General features: G+C 60.7%; 9 protein-coding genes. 7 read left to right on the plus strand and 2 right to left on the minus strand.

Going from position 1 to position 13,004, the window contains the following annotated elements:
- Positions 1-17: 17 nt before the first annotated feature.
- A complete protein-coding gene (urtA, locus tag J7557_RS02170) occupies positions 18-1,322 on the minus strand; it encodes an urea ABC transporter substrate-binding protein (RefSeq protein ID WP_291416888.1) in 1,305 nt (434 codons plus the stop codon).
- A 239-nt stretch (positions 1,323-1,561) separates the two neighbouring features.
- Here urtA and J7557_RS02175 point away from each other — a divergent pair, with 239 nt between their 5' ends.
- From J7557_RS02175 to J7557_RS02185, 3 genes are all read left to right on the plus strand, one after another.
- Complete coding sequence (locus J7557_RS02175; protein ID WP_291418268.1) at positions 1,562-4,936, plus strand: ATP-binding protein; 3,375 nt, start codon at positions 1,562-1,564, stop codon at positions 4,934-4,936.
- Positions 4,923-5,849 (plus strand): response regulator, encoded by a 927-nt coding sequence (locus J7557_RS02180; protein ID WP_291416890.1) that lies wholly within the window; start codon positions 4,923-4,925, stop codon positions 5,847-5,849. Before J7557_RS02175 ends, J7557_RS02180 begins: the two co-directional genes overlap by 14 nt.
- 140 nt (positions 5,850-5,989) lie before the next feature.
- Entirely contained in the window at positions 5,990-6,316 is a 327-nt protein-coding gene (locus J7557_RS02185) for a hypothetical protein (protein ID WP_035087282.1), read from the plus strand.
- 103 nt (positions 6,317-6,419) lie between these two features.
- Here the strand turns inward: J7557_RS02185 and J7557_RS02190 are convergent, their stop codons facing one another.
- Positions 6,420-7,058, minus strand: a complete 639-nt coding sequence (locus tag J7557_RS02190) for a helix-turn-helix domain-containing protein (RefSeq protein WP_291416894.1) — start codon at positions 7,056-7,058, stop codon at positions 6,420-6,422.
- A 198-nt stretch (positions 7,059-7,256) separates the two neighbouring features.
- Between J7557_RS02190 and J7557_RS02195 the strand changes: the two genes are divergently transcribed.
- The 4 genes from J7557_RS02195 (at position 7,257) to J7557_RS02210 (ending at position 12,978) form a co-directional block, all read left to right on the plus strand.
- On the plus strand, positions 7,257-8,417 hold the full coding sequence (locus tag J7557_RS02195; RefSeq protein WP_291416896.1) for a hypothetical protein: 1,161 nt from the start codon (positions 7,257-7,259) through the stop codon (positions 8,415-8,417).
- Between the two features lie 350 nt (positions 8,418-8,767).
- Positions 8,768-9,529 (plus strand): hypothetical protein, encoded by a 762-nt coding sequence (locus J7557_RS02200; protein WP_291416898.1) that lies wholly within the window; start codon positions 8,768-8,770, stop codon positions 9,527-9,529.
- A 164-nt stretch (positions 9,530-9,693) separates the two neighbouring features.
- Positions 9,694-10,629: a polyphosphate kinase 2 gene (ppk2, locus tag J7557_RS02205; RefSeq protein ID WP_291416900.1), complete on the plus strand. Its 936-nt coding sequence runs from the start codon at positions 9,694-9,696 to the stop codon at positions 10,627-10,629.
- 177 nt (positions 10,630-10,806) lie between these two features.
- Complete coding sequence (locus J7557_RS02210; RefSeq protein ID WP_291416902.1) at positions 10,807-12,978, plus strand: FdhF/YdeP family oxidoreductase; 2,172 nt, start codon at positions 10,807-10,809, stop codon at positions 12,976-12,978.
- Positions 12,979-13,004 lie beyond the last annotated feature (26 nt).

Genomic DNA, 13,004 nt, shown 5'->3' on the forward strand with positions numbered 1-13,004 from the left:
GGGTTCAAGCGGTTCGCTTACTGTGCGGAGCCGCCGCAGGTCTTGGTTTCGGTATTGTAGTTGCCGCAGTTGATCGGAGCGGTCCAATCGGCTTCCAGCATCTTGGATTCGGGCAGGTAGTCGGACCATGCGTCGCCGGGGACGAGGTCTTCGGTTTCCCAGACCACGAAGAACTGGCCGTCATCCTGGATTTCACCGATCAGCACGGGCTTGGTGATGTGGTGGTTCGGGAGCATCTTGGCGATACCGCCGGTCAGGTTCGGCGTTTCGAGGCCGACAATGTTGTCGATCACGGCATCGGCTTCAGTCGAACCGGCCTTTTCGACCGCAGCAACCCAGAGATTGAAGCCAATCATGTGGGCTTCCATCGGGTCGTTGGTGACGCGGGTGTCCGAACCGATGAACTTCTGCCAATCAGCGATAAAGGCTTCGTTTTCGGGAGTATCGACCGACATGAAGTAGTTCCAGGCGGCGAGGTGACCCACCAGTGGGGTGGTGTCGAAGCCGGAGAGTTCTTCTTCGCCGACCGAGAATGCCACGACCGGGATGTCCTCGGCCTTGATGCCCTGGTTGCCCAGTTCACGGTAGAACGGCACGTTGGCGTCGCCATTGATGGTCGAGACCACGGCGGTCTTCTTGCCGGCCGAACCAAAGGTCTTGATGTCGGAGACAATCGTCTGCCAATCGGAGTGACCGAAGGGCGTGTAGTTGATCATGATGTCTTCCGGAGCCACGCCCTTGTCGAGCAGGTACTGCTCGAGAATCTTGTTGGTGGTCTGGGGGTAGACGTAGTCGGTGCCGGCGAGGACCCAGCGCTCGACCGAGCCGCCATCTTCGCTCATGAGGTAATCAACAGCCGGGATAGCCTGCTGGTTAGGCGAAGCGCCGGTGTAGAACACGTTGCGCTGGGATTCTTCGCCTTCGTACTGGACGGGGTAGAAGAGCAGCGAGTTGAGTTCTTCAAAGACCGGGAGGACGGACTTGCGGCAGACCGAGGTCCAGCAACCGAAGACCACGTCTACGCCGTCGACTTCGATCAACTGGCGGGCGAGTTCGGCGGCCAGCGGCCAATCCGAAGCGATGTCGACCACGACGGGCTCGAGCTGCTTGCCCAGAACGCCGCCCTTGGCATTTTGCTGTTCGATGAGGAACAGCATGGTGTCCTTGAGGGTGGTTTCCGAAATCGCCATCGTGCCCGAAAGCGAGTGCAGGATACCGACCTTGATGGTGTCTTCCTGGGCCATGGCCGGAACCATGGGCAGGGAAATGCTGCCGGCGAGTGCCGCGGCGAGCAGGGCGCTTTTGGCGCGGGTGAAGTTCATATGTTCGTCCCTCTAGTTTGTTTGACCCCAAGGAGACAGCCAAGGGAGGCGCCTCGATGGGGGCACCTGAGACGATTTTTTAACGGTGCCCTATACGTCGATTGACGTAACTGGCTGACGAGGAGATTCCGCCGCGACGCGGAAGGGCCTGAAAAACCGCGTGATTTTGCGAAAAACCGTGCTAAGACTTGCGTGGCGAATTTTTGGGCAGCGCAGCGAATTGGTTAAGGCTTGAGCGAATAATGGCGCGGCAACGGATCATTCCCATCAGGCGCGAATACAATCGCTGGGTCGCCAATCAGACGCTCGAAGACTATGCGCTGCGCTTTACCGCCAAGTCGGCGCGTCGTTTTTCCAATGATCGAATCTCGCAGACGGCCATTGGGGCCATCTCGTTTCTGGCGCTGGAGGCCATCGGCGGTAGCATTACGCTGTCATATGGGACGACCAATGCGCTGATTGCGATAGTCGTCGCGTCTATCGCCATCTTGCTCGTCGGCGTGCCGATCTCGCGCTACGCGACGCGGCACGGGGTGGACGTCGATCTGCTCACCCGCGGGGCCAGCTTCGGCTATATCGGCTCGACGATCACCTCGCTGATCTATGCGAGTTTCACCTTCATCCTCTTCGCCATCGAAGCGTCGATCATGTCGAGCGCGCTTGAGCTGGCTTTCGGCATTCCGCTCTGGATGGGGCACATCATCTCGGCCCTGATCGTCATTCCGCTGGTGACGCATGGCATCAGGATGATTTCGAGCTTTCAGGTGCTGACGCAGCCGATCTGGATCGTGCTCAACATCCTGCCATTCATTTTCATCGCCTTCATGGATTGGGAGAAGTTCGATCTCTGGCGCGCTTTTGGTGGGCTGGGACAGCCTGAGGGCGCGGCGGGGACCATTTCGCCGTTCGACATTGCCAAGTTTGGTGCTGCTTCGGCGGTGATCCTGGCGCTGATGACGCAGATTGGCGAGCAGGTCGATTTTTTGCGATTTTTGCCAGCGGAAGGCGCGCCGAAATGGCGGCAGAAGCTCGGGATTTTCCTGGCTGGGGCAGGGTGGGTTGTCGTCGGCGCGCCCAAGCTGATCGCGGGGTCGTTTCTCGCGTTTCTGGCGCTTTCGGCGGGTGTTTCGCCTGAGCACGCGTCAGAGCCCGGTTACATGTATGCCGTGGCGTTTGGCTACATGATCCCCAATGAGTTCGTAGCGCTGATGCTGATGGCGGTCTTCGTGGTCGTCAGCCAGCTTAAGATCAATGTGATGAACGCCTATGCCGGGTCGCTGGCCTGGTCGAATTTCTTTTCGCGGCTGACTCACAGCCATCCGGGGCGCGTGGTCTGGCTGCTGTTCAATGTGGCGATTGCGCTGCTACTGATGGAGCTGGGCATCTATCGGCTCTTGGAAGAGACGCTCGGCATCTTTTCGATCATCGCCATGGCGTGGCTCTGCTCGATCTCGGCCGATCTCTTCGTCAACAAACCGCTGGGCCTGTCGCCGCCGGGCATCGAGTTCAAGCGGGCGCACCTTTACGACATCAATCCAGTTGGTGTCGGCTCGATGCTGCTCTCGGCCGTCATTGCGCTGGCGGCGCATTTCGGGGCCTTTGGCGAGATGGCGGCGGCGCTGGCGCCCTATATTGCGCTGGTGGTCTGCTTCATTGCATCGCCTGCCATCGCATGGGCGACCAAGGGCAAATACTATCTCGCGCGCAAGCCGCGAAAGGCATGGGCTAGCAAGACGTCGCTGACCTGTTCGATCTGCGAGCACCCCTTCGAGCCGGAGGATATGGCGTGGTGCCCGGCCTATGCGGCGCCGATCTGTTCGCTCTGCTGTTCGCTCGATGCGCGCTGCCATGACATGTGCAAGCCGCACGCGCATTTCCGCGCCCAGACGCATGCGGTGGCGTCGAGCGTCTTGCCGCAATGGGCGATCGAAAAGCTGCAGACCCGGATTGGGCGCTATGGGATTTCCATGGGTATCGCCACGGCGATCCTCGGCGGAATCCTGGGGCTCATCTACTATTTCGCCAGCCAATCGGCGCCGGATACTTCGGACGTGGTCGGCGGCACGCTGCTTGTCGTCTTCTTTGTCTTTGCCGTCGCGGCGGGGATCATGACGTGGTTCCTCGTGCTGGCGCATGACAGCCGGTTGGTCGCGGAAGAGGAGAGCACCCGGCAAAACACCTTGCTGCTCAAGGAAATCGACGCGCACGGCAAGACCGACGCCGAGCTGCAGCGGGCCAAGGAAAAGGCCGAGGCGGCCAACCAGGCGAAGTCGCGCTATGTCGTTGGCCTCAGCCACGAATTGCGCACGCCGCTCAATGCGGTGATGGGCTATGCGCAAATCCTTGAGCGCGATCCGGAGGTGCCGGAGAACCGGCGCGGGTCGGTGCAGGTGATCCGTCGCAGCGCCGAGCATCTGTCCGGGCTGATCGATGGCCTGCTCGACATTTCCAAGATCGAGGCTGGGCGGCTGCACGTCTATTCCAACGAGATCAATATCCAAGATTTTCTGGATCAGATCGTCGATATGTTCCGTCTGCAGGCCGAAGCCAAGGGGCTGGAATTCCGCCATTCACGCGCCAAGGCCTTGCCGATCTATGTGCGGACCGACGAAAAGCGGCTGCGGCAGATTCTGGTCAATCTGCTCTCCAACGCCATCAAGTTCACGAGCTCAGGCCATGTCAGCTTCGAGGTCGCCTATCGCATGCAGGTGGCGACTTTTACTGTCTCGGACAGCGGCAGCGGTATTTCGCCCGGCGATCTCGACCATATTTTTGAGCCCTTCGTGCGCGGTGAGGCAGAGCACAACCGCTTCACGCCGGGTCTTGGCCTGGGGCTGACCATAACAAAGTTGCTGACTGAAACGCTGGGCGGCGAAATCACCGTGTCGAGCACGGTTGGCGTCGGCACGCGCTTCCAGGCGCGCCTCATGCTAGCCAAGGTCGAGCGCCTGAGCCAGGGTCGAGCCGATCTACGCCGGATCGTTGGGTATGCCGGGCCGGCGCGGGTGGTGATGGTTGTCGATGACAATCAGGACCATCGCGAGTTGATGCGCGAAATGCTCTCGCCGCTGGGCTTTGTCGTGCTGACGGCGGCGGATGGTCTCGCCTGCCTCGATCAGGTCACCACGACGCAACCGGATATTTTCTTCGTCGATATCCGCATGCCCGGTATGAGCGGCTGGGATCTGGTTGCCGCGCTGCGTGAAAGAGGCGTTGCCGAGCCCATCGTCATGCTCTCGGCCAATATCGGGGACGGGGCTGGGCCGGCAAGCGCCGATGCCGGGCACAATGATGCGCTGGCCAAGCCGTTTGACCTCAAGCAATTGCTCGACAAGATCGGCGCGCAACTGGCGCTCGACTGGACCTATTTCGAGGCTCCGGTGCCAAAGCCCAAAAAGACGAGGAAGCTGCGCTCGCCCGGGGTGGAGCACTTGCGCGAATTGGCCAATCTGGGGCAAATCGGCCATATCAGGGGGATAGAAGCGAAATTGACCGAACTGGCCGTCGATCCCAACAACGAGCCCTTGGTGACCGCCTTGCGCGGGCACATGGAGAGCTTCGATTTCGACGGCTATGCGGAACTGCTCGAACGGGTCAGCCATGAGCAGGATTGAGAAGGATCAAGACATCGTCCTGCTTGTCGATGACTCGCCGGAGTCCCTGGGCTTCCTGACGACTGCGCTCGAAGAAGCGGGCGTGACCGTGTTGGTGGCGCGCAGCGGCGAGGCGGCGCTCAATATCGTGCAGCGGGTGGTGCCCGACGTCGTACTGATGGATGCCGTTATGCCGGGGCTCGATGGTTTTGAAACCTGCCGTCGGTTGAAAGCCATGGCGCCCCTGACGCATGTGCCCGTTATCTTCATGACCGGGCTGACCGAAACCGAGCACATCGTCCATGCGCTCGAAAGCGGTGGCGTAGACTATCTATCAAAGCCCATTAATGTCGACGAATTGCGCGCCCGTATCCGGGTGCACCTAGCCAATGCGCGGCGGGCCCAGAGCGCGCGGATTGCGCTCGACGCGGCCGGTAGGCATCTGGTGGCGTTCGGTGCCGATGCAGCGGTGCTGTGGTCGACGCCGCAGGCCAACAAGTTGCTCGAACGCTCCGGTATGGATGCGGATCGCCAGGCGGAGATGTCGAGCGGTTTTTCCCGCTGGCGGCTCGACCATGGCGACGCGGCGCCGGGAAGCGGGTTCGACGTGAATCTGCCGGGCGCCCCGGGGCTGCAATTTGCCTTTCTCGGCGTGGTCGGCGGCGACGAATATCTTTTTCGGCTTACCGGAGCGCAGGAGGAGGGGCAGGAAGACAATCTCCGCCAGCACTTTGGGCTGACGCAGCGCGAAAGCGAAGTGCTGCTCTGGATCGCCCGCGGAAAGTCCAATCGCGATATCGGCGATATTTTGGGCCTTAGCCCCCGCACGGTGAACAAGCACCTCGAACAGGTCTATGCCAAGCTCGGCGTCGAAAACCGCGCCTCGGCCGCCATCAAGGCTATTCAGGCGATGCAGGAGAGCTTTGAGCTTTAGGGCTTTCCCGTAGTCCGGGACATGAAACGCGCCTAGTGCGCATGAAACGCATATTATCGCCCCCTGCAATTGCCCAAAAGCGCGTCCTCGGGCTTCCTCGTGCCTGTCGAAACCGACATGTTTTCAAGGGAGTAACGAGTATGAAGACCGTGATTGCACTTTCCGTCGTGGCTGCCATGGCGATGACTTCGGGCGCTCATGCGGGAGGCTTCTTCGCCAAGCGCACCAACAACGTGCTCAGCAACATCACCGGCGTCGTTTCCACCGTGGCCGACGTCGTGGATGTGGGCAATATTAATGTCCTCAACGGCAATACTGTCGCCGTCGGCAACAACAGCAGCATTCTCTCCGGCATCCTCAGCGGCAACAACACCGCCAACGGCAATTCCATTCTCAATGGTGTGCTGAACGGCAATGGCATTCTGGGCATCGGCGGCCAGAACCAGACCAAGAAGCACGGCTGGTAGCTCCTGCGGCGGGGTGTTACCTCCAACCCGCCACGGACGCCAGACCCGCGCCGGAGCCCCCCGGCGCGGGTTCTTTGTTTTGATTTTGCTTAGAAAAAATGGATCAGGAGGCGGGGGCCAATTGGCGCCAGAGGGTAAGCGAGTGACGTTCCCCTTCGTCAGGCGTCAGTCGCACCTCTTCAAGCCGGATCTCCTTGCCTTCAAGGCCGGTTGCCTCGCGGAAGCTGGGTTCGACGAGGCAAAGGCGGGTGCCGACGACCGTGTGGATGGTCTTGTTGATGACGGCGCACCAGTCGCGGCCATTGTCCACAAAGGGGATGGTAATCTTGAGGCTGACGACGCCGGCCGGCCGAGCCAGCAATTCGCAGAAGCGGGTATGGACTGGGGCGAAGGCGGGGTTTTTCTGGGGATCGATGACCCAGCCGAAGCGATCGAGCGGGCCAGAGGGCAGTTTTAGCGGTCGGCTGCAGGCGATGATGGCGTGGCTGGCATCCATCAGCAGCAGGTTCTGGTGCGACTCTTCCACGAAATAGCGTAGGGCGACGAGCGGATCGGCCTCGGGGCCCCAGATGAGGCGGCGGATGGCTTCGATGTTGTGCGGACGGGGCGCATCGCGCCCGCTTTCCCAGCGGCTGATCTGGCTCTGCGTGACGCCGAGGCTTTTGGCGACGGCATCCTGTTGCAGGCGGGCGCGAATGCGCCAATTGCGCAGGGTGGTGCAAAGTTCGCTCGGTTTTGGCATGGCCAGCTCCTTTTGAGTGGAGCTAAAATTCCGGAGCGGGGGCGAAGATCATAGTTAATAGACTACTTACGCGACCCGGTTCCGGCATTAACGCTTAATCTCAACGCTGCCAGCCCTGTAAATCTACTGACCCTCTACGTGAAATATTGGTTACTGAACCATGAGCATTCTTGCCCGGTGGTTCTGCCGGAGGTTGGGATGCGCTGGTTTTCTTGCATTGCGGTCTGGATGGTCAGTGTTTCTGCCGTTTTGGGCGAGGAGGCCCTGGCGCTCAAGAGTACCGTCGAGGCGGGGTGGACCAGCAATGCCACGGAAACCGTGGACGGGCCGTCCGACCTCTTCGTCGAGCACAAGCATGAGCTTTCGCTGTCGCACAGCATGGGCGCCCTGTCGCTGCGCGGAACATTGCTGTTCGAGCAGACGCGCTTTGCGACGTTTTCGGTGGAAGACGACATGTCCGCCGCGGCCGGCGTGGAAGCGGCGCTGGAGCTCGACAAGGGCATGGTGCTGCGGGCTGGGTATGCGCTGACGCGGGACTGGATCGGTGAGGGCTTGCCGCTCGATGACGCGATGATCGGCGTTGCGAATGGCAAGGTGACACACGAAACCATGCTGGAACTGGCCGTCATGGGGGAAGACCAGCAGGTCAAGGTGACGGTGAACGGTAGCTGGCGCTATCCCGAGGATGCGGTCATTTCCGGCCTGCCCATCGAGTTGCCGCCGGTTCGGCTTGACCCGCAAGTGGGCGTTGTCGGGGTAGCGGTGAATTGGGAAAAGGCGGTGACGGGCGCTATGGCGGTGCTTGGCCGGCTCAAGGGGGATTTTTCCAATGTTCCACAGGCCGACCAGTTCGACTATGGCCGCCTGCCGGGGACTGCGGGGACTGTCGCCGGCGGTATTCGGACCAAGACGGACACTCTGCTCGTCGAATTCCTGGCCGGGGCGACATTGGTCTGGCCGCTGATCGACCCCGGCCTGCGCGAGGTTTTGCCTTATCTCGCGATGCAGTCGGAACTAGCGCTGGGTGATCGCTGGGCACTGGCGCTTCGGGCAGAAAAGGGTGTCGATCTCGACGATCCGCTCGATCCCGTCGCCAGCAGTACCAGCGAGATTGAGTTTTCTGCGCGGTACAGGATGACGGACGCCATTGCGCTCTCGGCGGCGGTGAGCCGCAGCGACGAGATGGGGATTTTCGATGCGAGCCAGACGCGGCAGGTGCAGACTGCCAGCCTGCGCCTCGATTATGCGATGGCCGACCAGGCGAGCCTGTCGCTGGGCGCCTTGCGAAAATGGGTGGAGGAGTCAGGGGATACATACACGATCGATCGCTTCACCCTAGCCATCAATACGCAATTTTAGCGCGGTTGCCGATGTGAACGGCTTTGCGGGAACTGATGTGGAAATGGGTCGTTGTGCCAGCGAACCACAGTTCTGCTGTGGCGAGCCACGCGGCGGTCCCAAGCGGAGATCAGCCCGATAAGTCGGCGGTGGCAGGAAGGCTGACGCTCCTTTGCTGTAGCCCCGATGGGGCGCGGAACTTCGGTTCCGCGCCTTTTTTGTTTGTAATAAATTCTGGTTAATTGTCATCAATATTTGTGTATTTAAATGTTGTTTACTAGTGATTGATGGTTCAATCACAAATTGAAACCCAAGTTACTTCTCGCTCGTCACTACCATGCGGCAATTGGTCGCGAAGATGGAGATGAGTTATGAAAAGAAAATTGCTTTCGATTCTGCCTCTGGTCTTTGTCGCGAGTGTTTCGGCGCCCGCCCAGGCCCAGAACCTGCTTGGAATCATTGGTGGAAGTGGCGAAGACGCACTGGTCACCCTTGGCTCAGGCGATGCTTCCAATACGGGTCTGGTCAATATAGGCCTTGGCGGCGAGAATCAGCTTCTCGACGCGCAAGTCGGCGGCAGCTCGAACCTCGCCAATGCCACTGTCGGTAGCGGCGGCGGCAGCGCTCTTAGCGTGAATGCGAACGTGCTCGATGGAGCAGCCACGGTTGGCGCGACGGTCGGTGGCGGGAGCCTCGCCAATGTCGGCGTAAACATCGGCGGCCCTCGGGGCAACGGTGGCAATCCGGGCAACCCTGGCAATCCCGGGAATGGCGGTGGAAACGGGGGTGTCGGCAATGGCGGCATTCCGTCCTTCTCCGCTTCCAACGGTGGAGGCGCTCCGGCCTGCGCCGGCACGAGCCCGCGCCAGGTGGAGCGCCTGATCCAGGGCACGCAGATCGGCGGGTCCTGGCAGCGCGCCAGCAATGTCGAGATCCAGCGTGTCGACATGTGCCCCGAACTGCAGACGTGGCTCGCCGCTGCCCTGACCAATTCCGGTCTCGGCAATTCGCTGCGCTCCGCCATTAGCAGCGATAGCCTGCTCAGCGCTTCGATGGATCGGTCTTCCTACAATGCGAACCGCGTCTTTGCCGTTCACCAGCGCGGCAATCAGTTGACGGTCTTTGTCTATTGAGGCTGGAAATCTCCGGTTGGCATTTGGGTTGAGCGCCTAACACCACGGCATGTCGCCCATGACTTGGGCGACATGCAAAACGCCGATACTTTTGCCGGAAGCGCTTCTGTCACAAAAGTGCAATCCTGGTGTGGCCAATGGTGCCGCACCCGGAGGGCCCTCACGTGAACGACTTCGACCAGAACGCGCGCTTCGAACAATTCGAGGCAGAACTGAACCGCATTCGCGAAGAGATTACCGACAGCTTTGACGAAGAGCTGGAGCTGCAATTCGAGGACGACCAGCTCGAAGCGCTGGCCGAAGAGGGTGAGCGAGCAGAGCGCAAGTCGCTCGACCGCAATGTCTATTTCCGCGAACTCTTCCGCCTGCAGCACGAACTGGTGCGGCTGCAGGACTGGATTGTTCATAACAAACTGAAGGTTGCGGTCATTTTTGAAGGTCGTGATTCCGCTGGGAAGGGCGGGGCCATCAAGCGCATCACGCAGCGGCTCAATCCACGCGTTTGCCGCGTCGTGGCGCTGCCCGCACCCTCCGATCGCGAAAAGACCCAGTGGTATTTCCAGCGCTACGTGCCGCACCTGCCGGCTGCCGGCGAAATGGTGCTGTTCGACCGCTCCTGGTACAACCGCGCCGGCGTCGAACGTGTCATGGGCTTCTGTTCGCCGGACGAACTGGAGGAGTTCTTCCGCACAGTGCCTGAGTTCGAGAAGATGCTGATCCGCTCGGGCATCATCCTCATCAAGTTCTGGTTCTCCATCACCAATGAAGAACAGGAATTCCGCTTCCGCATGCGCATTCAGGACCCCCTGAAGCAGTGGAAGCTCTCGCCCATGGACATGGAATCCCGCCGCCATTGGGAAGACTATACCAAGGCCAAGGAAGACATGCTGGCGCGCACGCACACGACGGATTCGCCGTGGTGGGTGGTCAATGCCGACGATAAGAAGCGCGCGCGCCTCAATTGCATCGCGCATCTTCTCGCGGCCATTCCTTATGACGAAGTGCCCAAGTCCGAGATCGTGCTGCCCGAGCGCATCCGCCACCCCGACTATCATCGTGGGCCGGTGCCGCAGGAGATGTATGTGAAAGACGTTTACTGACGGTCATTGCGCTCTCTCCGCTTTCCGCCGTGTCATCCCCGCGAAAGCGGGGACCTCCGTTACCAAACAGGGGTTCCCGCTTTCGCGGGAATGACACCGTGCGGAGGGGAGACCGTTGATGACTTGCACTCCCGTCTTGTCGGCTCCAAAATAAGGGGCACTGCGGGAGTGTTCTAAGTGGCCGATACCAGTAATGTCGTGGGCGGCGGCCCGAAGAAAGTTCTCTATACTCTGTCCACCATCGGCAAGATGGGCGTGGGCAAGGCAGCCAAGGCGCTGACGGCGAAAAATACCTGCAAAGCCTGTGCCTATGGGATGGGTGGGCAGCATGGCGGCATGACCAATGAACTCGATGAGTTCCCCTCGGTCTGCAACAAGTCGGTGCAGGCGCAATCGACCGATATCCAGCCGCCGATTCCCGAGCCGATTTTCGAGCACACGATTGCCGAACTCAGCGAGCTTTCGGGGCGTGAGATGGAAAAGCTCGGGCGCCTGGGCACGCCGCTTTTCCGTCGCGCCGGTTCCGATCGCTTCGAGCCGCTCGATTGGGATTCTGCACTCGATCACGCTGCGCATCGTCTGGCCGAAACCGATCCCAAGCGGACGTTTTTTTATTCGTCGGGACGCTCCTCCAACGAGGCGGGATTTCTGTTCCAGCTCTTGGCGCGGGCCTATGGCACCAATAACGTCAACAACTGTTCCTACTATTGCCACCAGGCGACGAGCGAGGGCCTCGCGACCACGATCGGCAAGGGGACGGCGACCGTCGAACTCGAAGACCTGACCGGCGCCGACCTGATTTTCGTCATCGGCGCGAATCCGTCATCCAACCATCCGCGCTTCATTCACATGCTGAAGAACTGCCGGGAGCGGGGCGGGCAGGTAATCGTCATCAACCCGGCCAAGGAGCCGGGCCTCGTCAAATTCGCCGTGCCGAAATCGCCGTTGTCGATGCTCAAGGGCGGCAGCGATATCGCCTCGGACTATCTGCAGCCGCGGATCGGCTCTGACATCGCTCTCTTCAAAGGTCTTGCCAAGGCGGTGCTGGAGCAGGGGACAGAGGACGGGGCTTTTATCGCGGCCCATGGCGCCGATTTTGATGCCTTCCGTAACGATATCGATACGCTTGGCTGGGATGAAATCACGGCAGCCTGTGGGCTATCGCACGAAGAGATTTCGCGGGTGGCGGCGGCCTATGGCCGCTCGCGGCATGCGGTTTTTGCCTGGGGCATGGGCATGACGCACCACGTCCACGGCGTCGCCAATGTGGAAGCTATTGCCAATCTGGCGCTACTGCGCGGCATGATCGGCAAGCGCTTTGCCGGGCTGCTGCCGCTGCGTGGCCACTCCAATGTGCAGGGTATCGGCACGATCGGGGTCAAGCCGGTGCTTGCTCGCGATGTCCTCAAGCGCATGGAAGAGGTTTTTGGCGTCAGCTTCCCCGAAGAAAAGGGCCTCGACACCATGGCCTGCCTCAAGCGGGCCGAAGCCGGCAATATCGATGCGGCCGTCATCATGGGCGGCAATCTCTGGGCGGCGACGCCGGACACCGCTTTTTCGAGCCGCTCCATGGGCGCCATCGGGTTCAAGCTGTTTCTGACCACCACGCTGAACCAGGGCCATGTGCATGGCTTGGGCGATGGCGAGGTTCTCATTCTGCCGGTCACGGCGCGCGACGAGGAATGGGAGCCGACGACCCAGGAATCCATGTTCAATTTCGTCCGGCTGTCCGATGGCGGCATCGAGCGCATCAGCACGGTGCGGCCGGAAAGCTGGATCCTCGGCCAGATCGGCAAGCGCGTCCTGCCGGATTCTCCCGTGGATTTCGATGCCTTCTCTGGTCACGCCAAGCTGCGCGACGCCATCGCCGCCATTGTGCCGGGCATGGAGGAACTGGCCGATATCGACGTCGCCAAGCGCGAATTCCACATTCGCAACCGCGTGCTGCACGTCCCCGAATTCGGCACCATGGATGGCAAGGCGCATTTCGTCGTCACGCCGATCCCTGTCCTTGAACATGGCAAGCTCATGCTCGCCTCCGTGCGCAGCGAGGGGCAGTTCAATTCGATCATCTATGAGGAGACCGACAGCTATCGCGGCAAGGCCGGGCGCTATTCGATCTTCCTCAGCATGGCCGACATGGCAGCGCGCGGCCTGACCGAGGGTCAGAGGGTAAAAGTGCGCTCTGCCGTCGGCGAGATGGAGGGGATCGCCACCAGCTTCGATCTGCCGGCCGGGTCTGTGCTGGCCTACTATCCCGAGGCCAATGTGCTCATCGGCACGGAAGTCGATCCGCGCAGCAGGACGCCGGCTTTCAAGTCGGTGCCTGTAGATGTCGCTGCCGCTTAGGGCTCTCCCCGTCTAGGGTGTGTGGG

It is taken from the genome of Devosia sp. (genome assembly GCF_017744655.1).
Lineage (GTDB): Bacteria > Pseudomonadota > Alphaproteobacteria > Rhizobiales > Devosiaceae > Devosia.

Coding starts and splice junctions, on each gene's coding strand:
- urtA (WP_291416888.1), bottom strand. CDS start 1,322: ATGAACTTCACCCGCGCCAAAAGCGCCCTGCTCGCCGCGGCACTCGCC.
- J7557_RS02180 (WP_291416890.1), top strand. CDS start 4,923: ATGAGCAGGATTGAGAAGGATCAAGACATCGTCCTGCTTGTCGATGAC.
- J7557_RS02185 (WP_035087282.1), top strand. CDS start 5,990: ATGAAGACCGTGATTGCACTTTCCGTCGTGGCTGCCATGGCGATGACT.
- J7557_RS02190 (WP_291416894.1), bottom strand. CDS start 7,058: ATGCCAAAACCGAGCGAACTTTGCACCACCCTGCGCAATTGGCGCATT.
- J7557_RS02195 (WP_291416896.1), top strand. CDS start 7,257: ATGCGCTGGTTTTCTTGCATTGCGGTCTGGATGGTCAGTGTTTCTGCC.
- J7557_RS02200 (WP_291416898.1), top strand. CDS start 8,768: ATGAAAAGAAAATTGCTTTCGATTCTGCCTCTGGTCTTTGTCGCGAGT.